The following is a 19,056-nucleotide window of genomic DNA, read 5'->3' as shown; positions in this document are numbered from 1 at the left end:
ATTTCCATGATAATCCTAATTATCTAACTATATGATACCGGATACTACGTTGATTCTATTTACCGCTACCATGACCCCTCTCCCTTTTTGTAAACAAGTTATTTACTTAGTGATAATACTCCAATTACATATGTACCCTACAATTGAGCTATCTTATTGTGGCGGAGGCATCGAAAATATGACAGTAAAAATAATTCTTGTGTTTGCCTGTATGTTATCCCTATCTGCATTAGGTGTCAAAGCATCAGAGAATCATATTGTCCGTCCGTACTCACCAGAACTTTATAGCTCTACCGAACAATTTGAATATGAATTTGAGTGGCAAAATGGTAAAATCATAGCCAATCCTTAATAACAAATACTCCATTTTTAGCACCCTCTTGGGTGCTTCTTCATTTTTTTAAGTGCCGATTTCCCCTCTTAATGTAATCCAGAATCTCCTAACAATATTTCCATCATCTTCGATAAACTCCGATTCAAAGGCGCCACCCTGCTTGAGAATTGTTTTCTCAGAACCTATGTTGCCTTTATCGCAAACCACTAGTACTTTATCCAAGCCCATCGCGTTCACTATTTGTAATGTCTGGTGTAGTAAGGCACTCGCATACCCTTTTCGTCTAAAGGAGGGCCGTATGCCATAACCAATATGACCACCGCAATTTAGAAGCTTTTGGTTCAATCGGTGACGAATGTTTACAGCCCCCACTAGAAAGTTCTCTTCATTTAATAACCAGTAGGTTGAATGGGGCACCCAATTAGAAGTGACTAATTTTTCTTCGCTGTCTTCCGAATAGAGAAATTCTAACATTGCATGGAAATCGCTGGGATCTTTTTCAACAACCCAAGGCACGATATCTTCACCACTGCTGATCCAGTCTTGATAGAACGATAAATACTGATCACGGAATTCCATAGAAGGTTTAAGTAGACGGATTTTGTTCATTCAATTCAACCCCTGACTGTTAAACTAAATTTCACCCCAGCCATTTGATTCATTTCATTTACAAAAATTACCTGAGTGGAATTTTGGTCTATTATAGATGCAAAAGAGACACTTGTATAGTGTCTCTTCAAATGTTTCCCTAATAATCCAAACCTTTTTCGAACCCTAAAGGATGTTTGTCTATACCATGCTAAAGTCATTGAATATATTGTAATTATTTTATCTTATTTAAGGGTTTTCTAAAAAACGGTCGGGGGAGATCACATTGGCTATCCGCTACAGTATTATCATTCCAACCTTTAATAGAGCCCAGCAGCTTTTGCTCACGCTCGTTTCATTTGAAACACAAACTTATCCGAAGCATCAATTCGAAGTGATTGTTGCTGATGACGGTTCTACAGATGGAACGAAGGAAATGGTCGAAGGCTTCCAAGCATCCTACCCCCTTATCTATGTATCCCATCAGGAACAATGCGGCCGATCTGCCATTAGAAACTTGGGGCTGCGCCATGCGAAAGGGTTATACATCATCTTTTGTGATGCTGACTTTTTGGTTTTACCTGAATTCATTAGAATTGTGAGCCGTTATCATCGCAAATATCCCAGGGCCGTGCTTTCAGGCATTCCTCACTCGTGGGATGATGCTTATACCCATTATTACCCTGACTTTTCCCCTGAGGAAAAAGAACATTTTCGCAACAGAGTTACACAATCCAACTTATGGAATGCGGACTTTGAAGCAGCGAATGAAATTATTCCGCTAATAACGCCAGAAGATATCCTTCATCAAACGGATGCATTGTCAAAAGTGGTTATCCCCACAAGAGTACCCCCAAATGTCAAAAAGCAATTTGCCAAAACGGATGTTGCTCCTTGGATGTTACTCGTTACTCGTTGTGTGTCGATCAGACGCAGCCAATTGACTCGTATTGGAGGATTCAATGAACGGTTTGTACTCTATGGACTCGAAGACTGGGACCTTGGTTACAGGCTGCATCAATTGAAGGTCCCTTTTTATTGCATAAAGGAGGTTGTCGGATATCACCAGGAACATCCAAACTACTTCAGAGGAAATATTATAAATACTGAAAATTTGAAAATCATGTTTGAAACCTACGGATTCAATGACTCCTCGTTAAATTTATTCGCTCTATTACCTCCATCGGAGGATTTCGAGGCCTACAAAAATACGCTAAGGGTATTGCGCAGGGGAATTCGATCTAAGTTAACACGTTCGTCAGCACTGTTGTTAAAGAAAACACTGCAAATTTCAGCCATGCAGTTCGTTCAACAAAATAATACCCATGCACACAAAAAATCATTACGACGGATAAAAAAGAAAGCAAAGAACAGCAAAAGTCGAGTCGCAACCATTTTACGAGAAATGCTGCTGAAGTCTGAAAAGCTGGTATAGTAGCATTTCTCGATTTCCAGGTGTATGCATGATTATGAGTGGGGTTGGTGATAGGTTTTGATCTATACAGCTCTTGGAGATTCCATTACATTTGGGGAAAATGCCTCCTCTTTGGTAAAGGCCTATCCCCAATTGACCATATCTACTTTAAATTCACGCTCCCGTAAGATAACTGGGTATGTATTGGCCCGGCCTGGTTGGAGCAGTTACGATCTATTAGATGCGGTGATATGGCAAGGTGCCTCAATGATTAGACAATCTGCTGTTGTTTCTATATGGATCGGAGGTGTGGATTTAGCCAACGCGGCACTGTTTTCATTTAGAAACCAGCAACCATTAAATGTAAAACAAATTGCAACCAACTATAAGCGAAATGTATGTGCTATTCTATCGCAAATAAAAAATGGCAGCCATGCCCGAATTATTTGCTGCACGCAGTACAATCCATTTCCGAACAGTCCTCTTGCGGTTGAGTCGATAGCCCGATTAAATCATTTAACGAACGAGCTCGCCCAAAGTTACGATGCAACTATCGTTCCCGTTCATACGTGGTTTGAAGGAAAACAAGCAGATCTTATTTATGGTTATCAAAAAGGAAAGATTGAAGATGCAATTAGCGGATCTTTGCCTATCCATCCAAATGATCGGGGGCATCAAGTAATTGCAATGGGATTGGCCCCATATCTATTCCCTCGCAAGTAGCCACGCATGTTGAAAATGAAAAAAGCACCCTCATCGGGTGCTTTTTCAATCGTTAAACCTTTCCCACCATCACTGCTGTGCCAAACCAACATTCAAGAAAGCCTTCGTCCGATCAAACTTCGGATTTGTAAAAAGCTGCTGCGGATAGCCGGATTCAACGATTTCTCCTTTATCCATAAACATAACCCGATTCGCTACCTCTCTGGCGAAGCCCATTTCATGGGTCACAACGATCATCGTCATGTGTTCCTCTGCGAGGTTCTTCATCACCTGCATCACCTCTCCCGTCAATTCAGGGTCGAGGGCGGAGGTAGGTTCATCGAACAATAGGATTTCGGGGTTCATCATTAATGCTCGGGCAATCGCAACCCTCTGCTTCTGGCCCCCTGAAAGCTTAGCCGGATAATCCAATGCCCGCTCGGAGAGTCCAACCTTTTCCAACAATTCCAAGCTTCGTTTTCGAAATCCGGTCATCGACTCGCCTTTAACAATTCGCGGAGCGAGCTCCAAATTTTCTCTCACGGTAAGATGAGGAAACAAATTAAAATGTTGGAACACCATCCCCATCTTGGGGGTGATCCGTTTGATTTCAGAGGGCTTGGCATAGATTCCATCTTTGACCAATACCTCTCCTGCTATGTGAATCGTGCCGCTATTAATCTGCTCAAGATGAATAAGACTTCGGAGCATCGTACTTTTGCCGGAACCCGAAGGACCAATAACTGCAACAACATCTTTCTTTTCCACTTGAAACGTCATTTGCTTCAACACGTTCAACTCGCCATATGACTTACTGAGGTTAGCTACTTCAATGATTGCCACACGCGCCATCCCTTTTATTCAAATTTAAATCTTCGCTCCAGCCATTTAAAAAACACAGTTAGCAGAAGTGTCATAACCAAATAAATAATGCCCGCGATAAAGAAAGGCATGATGGAGAAGTCACGATTGACCGCTGTCTGGGCAAAATGAAGCAACTCCGGAACTGCAACAGCATAAAGCAGCGCGGTATCTTTAATCAGCGTAATCGACTCATTGGATACTGCAGGCAAGACGACTCGAAACATTTGAGGCAGGATGATTCGCAGCATGGTTTGCCACTTGCTAAAGCCTAGCACCTGCGAAGCCTCATATTGTCCTTTATCAATCGCAAGCAAACCGCCTCTAAAAATTTCGGCAAAATAAGCCGCATAGTTCAGAATAAAACCTAAACAAGCAGCGGTAAATCGGTCCAGCACCAGATATTGTCCGATCCCCGGCAGCATGGGAAGTCCGAAGCATATCACGAGCAATTGCAGCAAGAGCGGCGTTCCGCGCATGATATAAATATACGTATTAGCGAGCCCCGCAATCGGTCGGTTATTGCTTTTCACGGCCAATGTAAGGACAAAGCCCAAAGGGATGGACACCACAATGGCAATTAAAAACAAAAGGATCGTCATTTGGGCCCCTTCCAGCATAGGGATGACCATCGAAGTGAAATAATCAGCTGACATCAAAACATACCCCCAAAAACAAAAACGGGATTTCCCAAAAGAAATCCGATTTTGCCTTATCTTCTTCGATTACGTTTACTTCAATACTTTATCTTCACCAAACCACTTTTGCGAAATTTTAGCAGCCGTGCCGTCTTGGTTCATCTCGTCAAGCGCTTTTTGCAGCTTTTGAAGCAGTGCCTCGTTGCCTTTCTTCACGCCAATCCCGTATTCTTCAGGAGCTAACGATTCACCAAGCAGCTTGAAGCTTCCTTTTTCTTTGGACATGTAGTACTTAATGACAACTTCATCAATGATCACCGCATCAATGCGGCCAATCTTCAAATCGTTTAGAGCTAGTACGTTATCGGCATACTCCGTAACGGTCTTGACTTTGGATTTTAACGGACTCCCGTTCAATGCGTCTGCTGCAGAAGAGAGGGATTGAAGCCCTACAACTTTACCATTCAGATCATCCAGCTTGGCGAAATTGGATTTAGCCAGCGTGACAGCCACCTGCGCATTTTTCAAATAAGGTTTAGTAAAAAGAACTTTGCCTTTACGCTCGTCTGTAATCGTATATCCATTCCAAATGAGATCAATCCTGCCGCTGTTCAGCTCTGATTCTTTGGTTGTCCAGTCAATCGGTTGAAAAACTGCCGTTGTACCCATTTTTTCAACAGCTGCTTTCGCATAATCGATATCAAAACCGACGATTTCATTCTTCTCATCTCGGAAACCCATCGGCGCAAATTTATCATCAATGCCGATCACTACCTTTTTCGCGTCACCTGCGTTACCCTTTGAACTCGAACATCCTGTAATTAGAGAAATTGCCGCCGTAATTACTAATGCCATCGTTGCCAATCGTTTCATAAACTCCAACTCCACCTTTAACATTTGTATCAAAGACTTTAGCACGTTACCACTTTATCAAGAACTACATGATATCATATATTCTCAGAAAATGTCGATACAGTTATTGGCAGATGTTCTTCTGCACCTCATTCCGCGCGGATTGAAATGTCCATTTAATTTGCTCCGAAGCAACTCACCGACGACAACCCTAGCGGTACATTTCAATGCCGTGCTCCCTCCGCTCACGCTCCAGTCCACGCGGACTGAACCCTCGAGGGGTTCTCCTCCCGAATCCCGTACAATGAAAAAAGCACCCTCTCGGGTGCTTCTTCATTGTATGGAGGTGAGGGGAGTCGAACCCCTGTCCGAAAATATCGCCACACAGGCATCTACGGGTGTAGTCACAGTTTTGATGTCACCCGAGCATCGCCCCGTAACCGGCTATGCGTTGGGTCAGCCTGATTGTCTTCCTACGTCCGACCCCAGGCGGAGACCAAACGTCGTATCCCACTATAGTTGAGCCCCTATCCCAGTCACATGGGCGATGCTGAGGAGGAGCACGCTAACAGGTTATTAAGCTGCTAAAGCGTAAGGTTGTTGTGTTTTGCCATTTAATAGGCTTTAGCGTTTTATAGTGGACGCGGCCCCACTACCCGCAACCCGTGCCCAAACTATCCCCGTCGAATCCAAGAACACCCCCGGATTGCCTTCGTTGCCGTCAGAGACGGTGAAGGTAAAAGAAAAGCAGGATAATCATTTGAGCCAAATTGCTTTCAAATCTTTGCTGCTAAATTAGTATAACACATGCTGATGAAAAATGAACGACTACGTTCATGGAAGTCGAGGAGTTGCCTTCCAGTATTGGTAGACCACCTATCTGGCAATCTTCTGCTTCTCACGCAGAGCACGTTGAATGTCTCGCTGTGCATCCTTTTTCGCTGCAGATTCACGCTTGTCGAACTGCTTTTTCCCTTTGCCTATCCCAACGAGAAGCTTAGCATAACCATTCCGGATATATACCTTCAGTGGAACGAGGGTATAACCTTCTTGCTTCGCCTGCCCTAGCATCTTGGCAATCTGCGCCTTTTTTAAGAGCAGCTTCCGCGTCCGTGTTGGATCTTCCGGATTGCTTCGGTTGCCTTGATCAAAAGGACTGATGTGCATATTGTGTACAAATGCTTCGCCATTGCGAATAGTCGAAAAGCTATCGCCTATGTTTGCTTTACCTGCCCGTAAGGATTTGATCTCCGTGCCGGTCAGGACAAGACCGCATTCATACGTTTCTTCAATAAAGTAGTCGTGTGAAGCCTTTTTGTTCTGGGCGAGTAGTTTGCCATCTGCCTTTTTCGTTGCCACGTGAGATCCTCCTCCCGCACGTTCAATGCAGGTAAATACTGCTACAATGTGCATCCTATTGTAGCAAGATCAAGGCGGAAAAGCAAGAAGCGGCGTTATCTCCGCCGCTTCTTGCTGCCATCGCCGTCGTCACTCCGACGACGACCACCCTTGGCGAGCGCGTTCACGCCGCTCGCCCAATCACTGCCGCCTGTGCTGCGCTCAGCAGCAGGCGAACCGCCACCCGCTTGGGCTTCGCCCCCAAGCGCAATCCCTCCGCGGCCGCGCTTGCTTTCGCCGCGGGCAACACCGCTCTCTGTCCGCCCCGCGCCGACAGATTCAAGCCTTGCGCTCAAGCTGCCGCCTTCGCTCAGCTTAGGACCGCCCGCTTTGCCGCGGCCAGATCCACCTTTGCCGCGCCTCTCGCTCCACGGCGTGCTCCCTGCCTTACCGCGCCTGGTTTTGCCTTGTCCTGCTCCACCCTCTGCACGTCCTGCTCCGCCTTCTACGCGCCCAGCGCCTTCACCGCGCCCTTGCCCTGCTCCACCTTCAGTACGCGCTGCGGCTTCTATTCTACGAGCTGCGCCGCCTGCAGCACGTCCCGCTCCGCGCCCTTGACCTTCAGCTCTTTCCTTGCCTTGACCTACTCTTTCAGCTCTTTCCTTACCTTCAACCGAACCTCCGGTTCTTTCCTTGCGCTCTCCGCCAGCAGCACCAGAGCCCTGAGCCTTCGCATAGCCGCCTTTACCCTTAGCGGCAAATCCGCCTTTACTAGGTTTGCCTTTATCGGCCCCCCCGCGGAAACCTTTAAAACCAGCCGCGCCCTTAAATGGAGCTTTTCCACCGCGGTTTGAACTTCCTCCGCCGCGATTAAACCCGCCCTCTTTGCGAGGTTTCATATCTAGCAGTTCAAAATCAATCGTATGCTCATCCATATTGACACGAGCAACACGAATCTTGATCTCATCGCCGATTCGATAGATCTTGGACGTACGTTCACCTATGAGAGCAAACTGTCGCTCATGGAAATTGTAATAATCGTCGGTCAAATCGCTAAGGCGAATCAGGCCTTCAACCGTATTGTCGAGCTCAACGAACATACCGAAACCGGTAACACTGGAGATAATACCTTCGAATTCCTCGCCGACTTTATCCAGCATGTATTGAGCTTTCTTCAGCGCCTCCGTCTCACGTTCAGCATCAACGGCAACTCGCTCACGTTCTGAGGATTGCTGCGCAATATCACTCATCCGCGAAGACAAATATTCATGACGCTTATCGGATAACGTACCGCCGCTTTCCAGCACCTCGCGAATCACCCGATGAATAATTAAATCGGGGTAACGACGAATTGGCGATGTAAAGTGAGAATAAAATTCCGCCGCCAAACCAAAATGCCCCAAACTCTGCGCATCATAGCGTGCTTGTTTCATAGAGCGAAGCATAATTTTACTAAGAACCGTCTCTTCAGGAGTTCCTTTAATCTCTTCCAATAGCGCCTGCAAAGCCCGTGGATGTACCGAATTCCCTTTACCTTTAACCGAGTACCCGAAGTTCGTCACAAACTCCATGAAATTCATCAACTTTTCAGCATCCGGGTCTTCATGGACACGGTAAAGGAAAGGCACTTTCAACCATGAAAAATGCTCAGCAACCGTTTCATTGGCGGCTAACATAAACTCTTCGATCATCATTTCGGCGACGGAACGCTCTCTTTTCACAATATCCGTAGGCTTGCCTTCGGCATCGACGATAATTTTAGACTCCTCAAAGTCAAAATCTATCGCCCCCCGCTTCATCCGTCTGGAACGCAGCCTTGCAGCCAGCTCTTCCATTCGTTTGAAATCTTCCATCAAGTAGTCATATTTCTCGACAATCTCTGGCTCCGCTTCACCTGTCAGAAGTTTACGCACATTCGTATATGTCATACGTTCACTAGTTTTAATAACACTCGTGAAAATTTCATGGTTCACCAGCTTCAAATCCTCATCGAACTCCATCTCACAAGACATCGTTAATCGATCTACACGAGGGTTCAACGAGCATATTCCGTTTGACAATCTATGGGGCAGCATTGGAATAACACGATCAGTCAAATACACGGAGCAGCCGCGATTATAAGCTTCAATATCAAGCGCAGTATCTTCCCGCACATAATAACTCACATCGGCGATATGCACGCCCAAACGAAGATTCCCGTTTTCCAGTAGCTCCACATTTACCGCGTCATCCAAGTCCTTCGCATCTTCACCATCAATCGTTACAATGCGCTTGGAACGAAGATCGCGGCGTCCTTGATCAATAATTTCTGCTTCCGTAATGGAATCCGGTGCCGCATCTGCCTCCGCCAACACGCCCTCTTGGAAAGCCTCTGGCAGTTGGTGTTTGCGTACGATTGCTAAAATATCGACGCCTGGATCATCTTTGTGGCCAAGAATCTCGATAACTTCCCCTTCAGCCGCAGAACGTCCCTCTGGATAGTTAACAATCTTGACGACGACTTTTTGCCCCGTAACAGCTCCCATGAAGGCATGCTGAGGGATGAAAATATCCCGAGACACACGCTTATCATCCGCAATCACGAACCCAAACGTCTCCTGACTCTGAAAAACGCCAACAATTTGCGTATTCGCACGCGTAATAACTCGCACGACTTCCCCTTCAAGCCGGCCTCCGCCTTGACTCCTTGCGGTTATCTTCACGAAAACAATGTCGCCATTCATCGCGGTGTTTAGATCATGCGCATTAATGTATACGTCCGGGTGATCCCGATCATCTGGAATTAAGAAACCGAAGCCTTTGGCATGAGCTTGCAGCTTACCTCTCACCAAATTCATTCGTTCAGGAACGCCGTAGCGGTCATTTCCGCCTCTGACAATGTGCCCACTTTCCTCTAATTGATTTAACAATTTAATAAAATCCTTAAACTCGTTCGCACTTTCAATCCCAAAATGCTTTTCAAGCTCTTTATAGGACATAGGCTTATAAGCCTCTTCTTGCATCAAACTTATGATTTCTTTATCTGTGATCATACTCTCTTCACCTTCTTGTTGTTGTTGAGCCTAGCTTTCTAATTCGCCGTACTTGCTTCCTTTACTCCATAGTATGCCACTTTCAGAGAAAGGATAAACGCAGTAATATCGGCATAGATAAGCTCTCTCTCTTGATCCAGCAGCATTCCGTGGGATGACTCTGGGTAATAACGAAGTTCTTTCACTTGGGAACTAATGCGCTTATGTAAAAACGCTGCGCTTTCCTGATGGACCACACCATCCTTGCTTCCTTGACCGATCCATATCGGTGCTTCGACTTGAGGCAGCAAGCTTTTCACTTGTTTTAACAGCTTGCGCAGGCTTACTACGCAACGAATCGGCGTTTTGGTATATGCACATGACTCATCTAATAACGTGGAGACTTGTTTGGGCTTCTTGGCTACATATTTGATAAAATATTGCAGCAGTACGGCCAGCGCCGACTTCCTTGATGTCAGAAAAATAGGCGTAGCCAGCGAAATAACGCCAGCCGCACGACGTTCCACAGCCAGCTTCAAGGCGAGCAGTCCGCCCATGGAATGTCCCATAACAATAACGCTTTTGCATTTAGCTGCAAGCTCGTCATAACTCTCCAGCACATGCCCATACCAATCCGTCCATCCGGTTCGTATCATTTCTTCGGGTGAGGTGCCGTGTCCTGGAAGCTTTACAGCTTGGATGGTGTAACCTTCATCTCTGAGCACATATCCAATCCGTCTAAACTCCGAGGGCGACCCCGTGAATCCATGGATCATCAATATGCCTGTCTCTTGATTATCTCCACTTCCTGACCAAAAGAATGGTTCTGTCGACTTGTAAATTCTGCTCTCGATGGTAACCAGCTCCTACTCCTAACACCCGTTTAAAATGAAAAAACAGCAGGAGTAGATTTCCCCTGCTGTTATCGTTTTATGTGTGTTAGGCCTTCACTACGTATGCTACGACAATGGATAGAATGAAAAATGCAGCAGCAAGCCCCATAGTAAAACGGGACAAAAATAGATCCAAACCGCGTGCTTTTTGCTTACCAAATAAGTGTTCTGCACCACCGGAAATGGCACCGGACAAACCTGCGCTTTTACCTTTTTGTAAAAGTACAATCGCAATTAATCCAACCGAAGCTATGATTAACAAAATTTTCATAAAGATTACCATGTTATTAGCACCCCAATTGCCTGTTCTTTGCCTTATACAACTAGCATGAGTATTTTAACACAGTTCGTCTTAGAATACAACAAAGAGGCACCCTAGTGATTCCCCTTCTAGTCACGGTAGGACGGTGTTGGTGATTGTCGGCTAGAGCTCCTAGCACGTTTGTTACGTCCCAGAAAAGCTTGCACGGCCTGTTTCGCACACAACAAAGCAAATAGTGTGAAGCCAACGGCCCATATTATAGCCGGAATACCGGTATGCAGTGCCAGATTCGTGGCATCACCCGCTTGCCGTGCATTGCCCCATGCATAGATGATCAGAGAGAATGGGCCAAATACAGACTCTTCCAAGCATAAGAAAGCGAGCAATAAGTAATAGAAATCACTTAACCATTTGGGCGTAAGCGCCAAAATAATGATCGTCAGAGCAATGAAGCCAACTAAGAACGTGATTCCAAAACCATTTCGCACGAACAATATTAACGAGAGACCAGATAGGAGAATCATAACCTGCAAACCTAAACGCTGCTTGCCCCTCGAATAAGCTGAGAACAGGAACCACGCAAAGAGCGAGGCGGTTATATAACCTGCTAAGGCTACCGGGATGATTGCCCATTGCTTCGTAATTGATGAATAAGTAACCCCGCTATGATCCTGATAGAGCTCAATGTACATCACTTTTCCCGATAGTGCCAAAGTGACTACTGCGTGCCCAAACTCATGAACCATCGTGTCGATGTTGCGAAAAAAAGAAGAAGGGATCCAGTGCGTGAGCAACGCGGAACCTATCAGAAATAAAATAGTTTTCACCCAATTGCTCATACAGCAGACCCCCACCGGAATTATTTAATTATTTACTACGATTTATATTATTTAAAGTTTCTCAAGTTGTAGAATGCTTTTTTACCAGCGTATTGAGCTACAGTGAACAACTCGTCTTCGATACGAAGAAGTTGATTGTATTTCGCTACACGGTCCGTACGGGACGGAGCACCTGTTTTGATTTGACCAGCATTTGTAGCAACAGCGATATCAGCGATTGTGCTGTCTTCGCTCTCACCGGAACGGTGGGAGATAACCGCTGTATAACCAGCGCGTTTTGCCATTTCGATCGCATCAAAAGTCTCAGTAAGTGTACCGATTTGGTTAACTTTAACCAAGATGGAGTTACCGATGTTTTGCTCGATACCAGTGGAAAGGCGCTCAGTGTTCGTAACGAACAGATCGTCACCAACCAGTTGTACTTTGCTGCCCAATTTCTCAGTAAGCAATTTCCAACCTTCCCAATCGTCTTCGGAACAACCATCTTCAACTGTGATGATTGGATATTTATCAACCCATGCAGCAAGGAAGTCAACCCACTCAGCGGATGTGAAGGATTTGCCTTCGCCTTCAAGGTGGTATTTACCATCTTTGAAGAACTCAGTGGAAGCTACGTCCATACCCAAGAATACATCAACACCTGGTTTGTAACCAGCTTTTTCAATGGCTGTAAGGATGGTAGTGATTGCTTCTTCGTTGGAAGTGAAGTTAGGAGCGAACCCGCCTTCGTCGCCAACAGCTGTGTTAAGGCCTTTTTCTTTCAATACGGATTTCAAGCTATGGAAAATCTCAGCGCCAATGCGAAGAGCTTCTTTGAATGTAGGCGCGCCTACTGGGAGAACCATGAACTCTTGAACGTCAACGTTGTTATCGGCATGTGCCCCGCCGTTGATGATGTTCATCATAGGAACTGGAAGCGTCTTAGCGTTGAATCCGCCAAGGTATACGTAAAGTGGAACATCCAAAGCGTCAGCAGCTGCGCGAGCTACTGCCATGGAAACAGCTAGGATTGCGTTAGCGCCTAATTTTGCTTTGTTAGGAGTACCGTCAAGCTCGATCATTTTGTGGTCGATGCCAACTTGATCAAGCGCATCTAGACCGATGATTTCAGGAGCGATGATTTCGTTTACGTTCTCAACGGCTTTCAGAACGCCTTTACCTAGGTAACGGCCTTTGTCACCATCACGAAGCTCAACAGCCTCGTATGCGCCTGTGGAAGCGCCTGAAGGTACGATAGCGCGGCCGAAAGCGCCGGACTCTAGATATACTTCTACCTCTACTGTCGGGTTACCGCGGGAATCCAATACTTCGCGTGCATAAACATCAGAAATAATCGTCATTGTTAGAAAACACTCCTTTAATATTATGGTTTAATTAGCGCTTTATGATGGTTGTCCCGGTCATTTGTTCCGGTTGTGTAACCTCTAAGAAGTCTAACATCGTTGGGGCAATATCTGCCAAAATTCCGCCGTCTCTTAGTGTAACAGATTTGTCCGTAACAATAAAAGGCACAGGATTCGTTGTATGTGCTGTATTGCGTGATCCATCTGCATTCGTAACAACATCTGCATTCCCGTGATCGGCTGTAATGCACACCACGCCGCCTTTGGCGAGGATCGCTTCTACAACTTGACCTAGACAAGCATCTGTTGCTTCGATTGCTTTCACCGTAGGCTCCAGCAAACCGGAGTGACCTACCATGTCAGGGTTAGCGAAGTTGAGAATGATCACGTCATGACGCTCATCTTCGACTTCCTTAACTACTGCAGCTGCCAACTCATATGCACTCATTTCTGGTTGCAAATCGTACGTAGCTACTTTCGGCGAAGGAATGAGAAGACGCGTTTCACCTGGCAATTCAGCATCCCGACCACCACTGAAGAAGAACGTCACGTGCGGATATTTCTCAGTTTCCGCTGCGCGAAGCTGCTTCAGACCATTCTGAGCCAACACTTCTCCGAGGGTATTGTCCAGATCCTTAGGCTTGTAGGCAACGAAGCCGTCTACGGATTCACTGAACAGTGTCAGACATACGTAGTACAGGTTCTTAGCTGCTTTAGGACCACGGTCAAAACCGCGGAAATCTTCATTCGTGAAGACTTGCGATAGCTGAATCGCACGGTCAGGGCGGAAGTTGAAGAAGATCACAGCATCCCCTGATTCTACAAGACCTACCGGCTTGCCGTCCTCACCAACGATAACCGTTGGCATAACGAACTCGTCGAAGATCGATTTCTCATAGGATTCAACAATAGCTTTCATTGGATCTGTGTAAGCAGGGCCCTCGCCATAAACCATGGCACGGTAGGATTTCTCCGTCCGCTCCCAACGTTTATCGCGATCCATCGCATAATAGCGGCCTTGAACGGTCGCAATATGCCCTACGCCGACTTCCATGATTTTGTGCTGCAGGCTGGCCATATAACTCTTTGCAGAATCGGGAGCCACGTCGCGGCCATCTAAGAAAGCATGGATGTACACATCATCAAATTGTTCTTTTTTAGCCAAGTCCAGCAAAGCGAACAAATGCTGAATATGACTATGTACCCCGCCATCGGAGAGCAGTCCGTAGAGGTGCAGTTTCTTTCCGTTCTCTTTTGCATGATGAAATGCGCCTAGAATCGTTTCATTATCGTAAAATTCACCATCACGAATCGATTTGGAAATCCGCGTCAGATCCTGATAAACGATACGGCCTGCGCCGATGTTCAGGTGTCCCACTTCAGAATTCCCCATCTGGCCTTCCGGCAAACCTACGGCCTCACCGCTAGCGGTAAGTGTTGTATGTGGATAACTCGACCAATAACGGTCGTAGTTAGGCTTTTTGGCATGAGCAACCGCATTCCCCTGCTCTTCTGAGCGGAGTCCGAAGCCATCGAGAATGATGAGTGCTACCGGTTTCGGTCTGGACATGTTACTTCGCCCCCTGGACAAGCTGGATGTAGGAAGCTGGCTCTAAGCTCGCTCCGCCTACAAGTGCGCCGTCAATGTCAGGCTGTGCCATATACTCAGCAATGTTGTTCGGCTTCACGCTGCCGCCGTATTGAATGCGAACCGCATCAGCTACGGACGCGCCGTATAGACCGCTCACAAGCTGACGAATGTAGCCGATAACATCTTGTGCATCTTCAGCAGTGGAAGATTTACCTGTACCAATAGCCCAGATTGGCTCATAAGCAATAACAACTTGCGCTGCTTGCTCTGCGCTAAGACCAGCAAAAGCTGCTTCTGTTTGCACTTTACAAACATCTTTCGTTTGACCCGCTTCGCGCTCTTCCAACTTCTCGCCTACGCAAAGGATTGGAGTTAAGCCATGTTTGAAAGCCGCTACGACTTTCTTGTTCACGATTTCGTCTGTCTCAGCGAAATAAGCTCTACGCTCGGAGTGACCGATAATGACGTACTCTACGCCTAGATCTTTCAGCATAACGCCGCTGATTTCACCTGTGAACGCGCCATTGTCTTCAAAATGCAGATTTTGTGCGCCTACATGAACATCGCTACCTTTTGCAGCTTCAACTAGAGCTGGCAGGTTCGTGAACGGAGAGCAAATTACGCTTTCTACGCCTTCCACTGTGCTGCCTTTTACTTCGTTCACGAAGCTAACAGCTTCGGAAACGGTTTTGAACATTTTCCAGTTACCCGCGATAATCGGTTTTCTACTCATTGGATAGGCTCTCCTTAAAGTTATTCGCCAGAATAACTGGCATCGTAAGCATTCACTGTGTGAAAATCATTATTTATCGTTCAAGGCTACTACGCCTGGCAATGCTTTACCTTCCATAAACTCCAAGGAAGCTCCGCCACCTGTGGACATATGGTTCATTTGTTCAGCCAAGTGGAATTTCTCAGTTGCTGCAGCGGAATCGCCACCACCGATAACGGTGTAACCCTCAGTAGTTGCACAAGCTTGCGCTACGGCACGTGTACCATGGGAGAAAGGCTCGATTTCGAAAACGCCCATCGGTCCGTTCCAAACAACTAGTTTGGATTTCGCGATAACGTCTGCGTATAGTTCACGTGTTTTCGGTCCGATATCGATACCTTCCCAATCAGCAGGAATGCCGTCAACGCCAACGATTTGTGTGTTCGCATCTGCGCCGAATTTATCAGCAACTACGATATCAACTGGAATCAAGAAGTTAACGCCTTTTTCTTTGGCTTTCTCGATGAAGCTAAGCGCTAGGTCGAGTTTCTCGTTATCCACGAGAGATTTACCGATTTCGTGACCTTGTGCTTTCAGGAATGTATATGTCAGACCGCCGCCAATAAGGACGTTATCTGCAATGTTCAGGAGGTTGTTAATGACAGCGATTTTGTCTTTCACTTTGGATCCGCCAACGATGGCTGTGAAAGGACGCTCTGGGTTGTTCAATGCTTTACCTAGAACATCAAGTTCTTTCTCCATCAATAAGCCGGAAACCGCAGGAATGAAGTGTGCGATTCCTTCTGTCGAAGCATGCGCACGGTGAGCTGCACCAAATGCATCATTGACGAACAGGTCTGCAAGCTCGGCAAAAGCTTTTGCCAATTCAGGATCATTCTTCTCTTCGCCTTCATTGAAACGAACGTTTTCAAGCAAGAGAACGTCACCATTTTCAAGAGCATCTACTTGCGCTTTAACGATTTCGCCAACGGATACATCCGCTTTAATCACGGATTGACCAAGCAATTCGGCCAATTTTGCAGCCACAGGTGTTAAACGCAATTCTTCAACGACTTGACCTTTTGGACGTCCGAAGTGACTTGCAAGAATGACTTTCGCACCTTTTTCGACTAAAAATTTAATCGTAGGCAGTGTTTCTCTGATCCGTGTATCGTCAGTGATCTGACCATTTTCTACAGGTACGTTGAAATCAACGCGAACAAATACTCTTTTACCAGCTACTTCAACATCGCGAACACTTTTCTTACTCATAGGTCAAAGCCTCCTGAACGTAATATAGGGATCTTTGAGCGGAGCTCAAAGTCTCTCCTTGTAGGGTATACTTCCTGTCAACCTTTTCTAGGGTAAATCGCACATAAAGAGGAGAATCTCTTCTCCCCTTCATGTGTTTTCACATCTGTGATTAGTAAATTATAAACCTTTTTTAGCGATGAAAGCTACCAAGTCAACAACACGGTTGGAGTAGCCCCACTCGTTATCGTACCAGGAAACCACTTTCAGCATGTTGTCACCAACTACCATTGTGGAAAGAGCATCGATTGTGGAGGAAGCTGGGTCACCATTGAAGTCGCTGGATACAAGCGGATCTTCCGTGTAATTCAAAATGCCTTTAAGAGGGCCTTCGGAAGCTTGTTTCAGAGCTGCGTTTACTTCGTCAACTGTTACGTTAACTTTCAATTCAACTACCAAGTCAGTAACGGATACGTTAGGTGTAGGAACACGCATAGCCATACCGTTCAATTTGCCTTTAAGTTCAGGAAGAACAAGACCGATTGCTTTTGCTGCACCAGTGCTGGAAGGAATGATGTTCTCAGCTGCTGCGCGAGCACGACGAAGGTCTTTATGAGGAACGTCAAGCACGGATTGGTCATTTGTGTAAGAGTGAACAGTTGTCATCATACCTTTTACGATACCGAAGCTATCGTTGATAACTTTCGCGAAAGGAGCCAGACAGTTTGTTGTACAAGAAGCGTTGGAGATAATTGTGTGAGCTGCTGGATCGTATTTATCTTCGTTCACACCAAGTACGATTGTGATATCTTCGTCGGAAGCTGGAGCGGAAATGATAACTTTCTTAGCTCCGCCTTTCAAGTGAAGGGCTGCTTTTTCTTTAGCTGTGAAAATACCAGTAGATTCGATAACGATTTCTGCGCCTACAGATGCCCAAGGCAGGTTCCCAGGGTCACGCTCAGCAAAAACTTTGATGGAACGACCGTTAACGATCAATTCGCCTTCACCAGCTTCAACTGTAGCGTCTAGTTTACCGTGAGTTGTGTCATATTTGAGCAAATGAGCCAATGTTTTAACGTCAGTCAAATCGTTTACTGCAACGATCTGTACTTCTGAATTGTTCAAAGCTGCGCGAAATACGTTACGACCAATACGTCCGAAACCGTTAATACCTACTTTTGTTGTCATAGCCAATTCCTCCTAAGATTAAATAAATAATTATATTTCAAAACGCTGCTGATGAAGGCATACGTTATGATGTCTTTCGTCTTCGTTAAACATGTTTCATAATTTCCAAAGCTGCTGCCTCATCGGTCACAAGAACATCTTCCTGTCCGTGACGAAGCACGGAAGCGATCGCTTCCCCTTTACTCTTCCCGCCGGCTACACCAATGACGACTTCAATGCGCTGAAGATCCTCCAGACGAAGTCCTACCGTTGGCATCTTGTGAACCACATTTCCTTGGCGGTCAAAATAGTATCCTAACGCCTCTGCGAGAGCACCCTCGGATTCCAGACTGCGTGTCGTCTCAGCGTCGACCTTACGTCTGCGTGCCATGACCATAGCATCCCCGATACCGTGTACAACGATGCGACAACTGCGAACAGCGTCAACAACTTCTTGAATTTGCGGATCTTGGATAAGCGATTGATACGCTTCCTCCCCGAGATGATCCGGTACATGCAGCAATCGGTATTTACCGCCTGTTTTCTTGGCCATAATAGAAGCAATGGTGTTCGCCTGCATATCCACACTTTCACCAAGTCCACCGCGAGCCGGTACGAACCAGCTGCCTTTCATCGATGAGGATATCGCCAGGTTATTGGCAATCTGCGCCATCGTAGATCCGCCGGTTACAGCGATGATATCATCTTTGGACACGTACTTGCGGAGTGCTGCTGCACCTGCACGTCCTAGCTCCTTCTTCGTAAATACCGAAGTGTCAGAATCACCAGGAACAACAATCACTTGCGAGATGCCATATGACTTAGCAATACTTTCCTCCAAGTCCGTTAATCCAAACGCCATCTTAATGATGGGCTGCATGTCCTCAAGCAATTGACGACCCGATTCACTAATCTTCATCCCTGTTGCATCCGATTCGAGAAGTCCAAGCTCCTTAAGGAAATCAACTTCCCCGCGCAGCACGCGTTCGGTCATATCGAGCGAAGAAGCTAACGTTCTGCGTCCGACAACACCGGAGACTAAGATATGATGTAGAATCGAGTACCGCTTCTTCATGATGTCCATGAGATCCGGCAAGAGCTGTTTCTGAATGTCAAGAATTTCTCTCATATGACGACTTATAACGCTCCTGATCCGTCGATGGACGTTTTATGTCCCGGGTATACATTTTGTGTCCCACCCGGGCGAAAAAAAAGTTCCTTACCCAATTCCCAAATCAGAAAGAGGAATTCACTGAAGAT

The 19,056-nt window shown here is 46.1% G+C and carries 18 protein-coding genes and 1 other RNA gene; 3 read left to right on the top strand and 16 right to left on the bottom strand.

Annotation, left to right across the window (positions count from 1 at the left end; translation table 11 throughout):
* Positions 1-178 precede the first annotated feature (178 nt).
* Positions 179-352, top strand: coding sequence for a hypothetical protein (locus AC58U0_RS18575; RefSeq protein WP_497380448.1), 174 nt, complete (start codon positions 179-181; stop codon positions 350-352).
* Positions 353-400: 48 nt separating this feature from the next.
* Here the strand turns inward: AC58U0_RS18575 and AC58U0_RS18570 are convergent, their stop codons facing one another.
* Entirely contained in the window at positions 401-943 is a 543-nt protein-coding gene (locus tag AC58U0_RS18570) for a GNAT family N-acetyltransferase (protein WP_497380447.1), read from the bottom strand.
* Between the two features lie 265 nt (positions 944-1,208).
* On the opposite strand from AC58U0_RS18570, the gene AC58U0_RS18565 reads away from it, so the two are divergent.
* Together AC58U0_RS18565 and AC58U0_RS18560 are read left to right on the top strand one after the other, a co-directional pair.
* The gene (locus AC58U0_RS18565; RefSeq protein ID WP_497380446.1) at positions 1,209-2,357 is read left to right on the top strand and encodes a glycosyltransferase family 2 protein; all 1,149 of its coding nucleotides are present in this window, start codon (positions 1,209-1,211) and stop codon (positions 2,355-2,357) included.
* A gap of 57 nt (positions 2,358-2,414) precedes the next feature.
* Positions 2,415-3,059, top strand: coding sequence for an SGNH/GDSL hydrolase family protein (locus AC58U0_RS18560; RefSeq protein ID WP_497380445.1), 645 nt, complete (start codon positions 2,415-2,417; stop codon positions 3,057-3,059).
* A gap of 69 nt (positions 3,060-3,128) precedes the next feature.
* Here the strand turns inward: AC58U0_RS18560 and AC58U0_RS18555 are convergent, their stop codons facing one another.
* The 15 genes from AC58U0_RS18555 to AC58U0_RS18485 all read right to left on the bottom strand — a co-directional run bounded on the left by AC58U0_RS18555 (position 3,129) and on the right by AC58U0_RS18485 (position 18,925).
* Positions 3,129-3,881, bottom strand: coding sequence for an amino acid ABC transporter ATP-binding protein (locus AC58U0_RS18555; RefSeq protein ID WP_497380444.1), 753 nt, complete (start codon positions 3,879-3,881; stop codon positions 3,129-3,131).
* 14 nt (positions 3,882-3,895) lie between these two features.
* Entirely contained in the window at positions 3,896-4,555 is a 660-nt protein-coding gene (locus AC58U0_RS18550) for an amino acid ABC transporter permease (RefSeq protein ID WP_497380443.1), read from the bottom strand.
* A gap of 75 nt (positions 4,556-4,630) precedes the next feature.
* Positions 4,631-5,410: an amino acid ABC transporter substrate-binding protein gene (locus AC58U0_RS18545; RefSeq protein WP_497380442.1), complete on the bottom strand. Its 780-nt coding sequence runs from the start codon at positions 5,408-5,410 to the stop codon at positions 4,631-4,633.
* Positions 5,411-5,727: 317 nt separating this feature from the next.
* Positions 5,728-6,092, bottom strand: a transfer-messenger RNA (tmRNA) gene (gene ssrA / locus AC58U0_RS18540).
* Between the two features lie 173 nt (positions 6,093-6,265).
* The gene (gene smpB / locus AC58U0_RS18535; RefSeq protein ID WP_047679001.1) at positions 6,266-6,748 is read right to left on the bottom strand and encodes an SsrA-binding protein SmpB; all 483 of its coding nucleotides are present in this window, start codon (positions 6,746-6,748) and stop codon (positions 6,266-6,268) included.
* A gap of 95 nt (positions 6,749-6,843) precedes the next feature.
* Positions 6,844-9,759 carry a ribonuclease R gene (gene rnr, locus AC58U0_RS18530; RefSeq protein WP_497380441.1) on the bottom strand — a complete coding sequence of 972 codons (2,916 nt, stop codon included), beginning with the start codon at positions 9,757-9,759 and terminating at the stop codon, positions 6,844-6,846.
* 38 nt (positions 9,760-9,797) lie between these two features.
* A complete protein-coding gene (locus AC58U0_RS18525) occupies positions 9,798-10,514 on the bottom strand; it encodes an alpha/beta hydrolase (protein WP_497380640.1) in 717 nt (238 codons plus the stop codon).
* Positions 10,515-10,677: 163 nt separating this feature from the next.
* Positions 10,678-10,914: a preprotein translocase subunit SecG gene (gene secG / locus AC58U0_RS18520; protein ID WP_057302612.1), complete on the bottom strand. Its 237-nt coding sequence runs from the start codon at positions 10,912-10,914 to the stop codon at positions 10,678-10,680.
* Positions 10,915-11,021: 107 nt separating this feature from the next.
* On the bottom strand, positions 11,022-11,732 hold the full coding sequence (locus AC58U0_RS18515; protein WP_497380440.1) for a M50 family metallopeptidase: 711 nt from the start codon (positions 11,730-11,732) through the stop codon (positions 11,022-11,024).
* A gap of 47 nt (positions 11,733-11,779) precedes the next feature.
* Positions 11,780-13,072: a phosphopyruvate hydratase gene (gene eno, locus AC58U0_RS18510; protein ID WP_047678993.1), complete on the bottom strand. Its 1,293-nt coding sequence runs from the start codon at positions 13,070-13,072 to the stop codon at positions 11,780-11,782.
* A gap of 34 nt (positions 13,073-13,106) precedes the next feature.
* Complete coding sequence (gene gpmI, locus AC58U0_RS18505) at positions 13,107-14,645, bottom strand: 2,3-bisphosphoglycerate-independent phosphoglycerate mutase (RefSeq protein WP_497380439.1); 1,539 nt, start codon at positions 14,643-14,645, stop codon at positions 13,107-13,109.
* Between the two features lies 1 nt (position 14,646).
* On the bottom strand, positions 14,647-15,399 hold the full coding sequence (gene tpiA / locus AC58U0_RS18500) for a triose-phosphate isomerase (protein ID WP_497380438.1): 753 nt from the start codon (positions 15,397-15,399) through the stop codon (positions 14,647-14,649).
* Between the two features lie 69 nt (positions 15,400-15,468).
* Positions 15,469-16,650 (bottom strand): phosphoglycerate kinase, encoded by a 1,182-nt coding sequence (locus AC58U0_RS18495; RefSeq protein WP_497380437.1) that lies wholly within the window; start codon positions 16,648-16,650, stop codon positions 15,469-15,471.
* Between the two features lie 159 nt (positions 16,651-16,809).
* Positions 16,810-17,817 carry a type I glyceraldehyde-3-phosphate dehydrogenase gene (gene gap / locus AC58U0_RS18490; protein ID WP_057302617.1) on the bottom strand — a complete coding sequence of 336 codons (1,008 nt, stop codon included), beginning with the start codon at positions 17,815-17,817 and terminating at the stop codon, positions 16,810-16,812.
* A gap of 85 nt (positions 17,818-17,902) precedes the next feature.
* The gene (locus AC58U0_RS18485; protein WP_497380436.1) at positions 17,903-18,925 is read right to left on the bottom strand and encodes a sugar-binding transcriptional regulator; all 1,023 of its coding nucleotides are present in this window, start codon (positions 18,923-18,925) and stop codon (positions 17,903-17,905) included.
* Positions 18,926-19,056 lie beyond the last annotated feature (131 nt).

It is taken from the genome of Paenibacillus sp. J31P190 (assembly GCF_059692075.1).
The sequence above is the reverse complement of the archived record's forward strand: the minus strand, read 5'-3'. Positions and strand labels throughout refer to the sequence as shown.

Coding starts and splice junctions, on each gene's coding strand:
- AC58U0_RS18575 (WP_497380448.1), top strand. CDS start 179: ATGACAGTAAAAATAATTCTTGTGTTTGCCTGTATGTTATCCCTATCT.
- AC58U0_RS18570 (WP_497380447.1), bottom strand. CDS start 943: ATGAACAAAATCCGTCTACTTAAACCTTCTATGGAATTCCGTGATCAG.
- AC58U0_RS18550 (WP_497380443.1), bottom strand. CDS start 4,555: ATGTCAGCTGATTATTTCACTTCGATGGTCATCCCTATGCTGGAAGGG.
- AC58U0_RS18545 (WP_497380442.1), bottom strand. CDS start 5,410: ATGAAACGATTGGCAACGATGGCATTAGTAATTACGGCGGCAATTTCT.
- rnr (WP_497380441.1), bottom strand. CDS start 9,759: ATGATCACAGATAAAGAAATCATAAGTTTGATGCAAGAAGAGGCTTAT.
- AC58U0_RS18525 (WP_497380640.1), bottom strand. CDS start 10,514: ATGATCCATGGATTCACGGGGTCGCCCTCGGAGTTTAGACGGATTGGA.
- secG (WP_057302612.1), bottom strand. CDS start 10,914: ATGGTAATCTTTATGAAAATTTTGTTAATCATAGCTTCGGTTGGATTA.
- AC58U0_RS18515 (WP_497380440.1), bottom strand. CDS start 11,732: ATGAGCAATTGGGTGAAAACTATTTTATTTCTGATAGGTTCCGCGTTG.
- eno (WP_047678993.1), bottom strand. CDS start 13,072: ATGACGATTATTTCTGATGTTTATGCACGCGAAGTATTGGATTCCCGC.
- gpmI (WP_497380439.1), bottom strand. CDS start 14,645: ATGTCCAGACCGAAACCGGTAGCACTCATCATTCTCGATGGCTTCGGA.
- tpiA (WP_497380438.1), bottom strand. CDS start 15,399: ATGAGTAGAAAACCGATTATCGCGGGTAACTGGAAAATGTTCAAAACC.
- AC58U0_RS18495 (WP_497380437.1), bottom strand. CDS start 16,650: ATGAGTAAGAAAAGTGTTCGCGATGTTGAAGTAGCTGGTAAAAGAGTA.
- gap (WP_057302617.1), bottom strand. CDS start 17,817: ATGACAACAAAAGTAGGTATTAACGGTTTCGGACGTATTGGTCGTAAC.
- AC58U0_RS18485 (WP_497380436.1), bottom strand. CDS start 18,925: ATGAGAGAAATTCTTGACATTCAGAAACAGCTCTTGCCGGATCTCATG.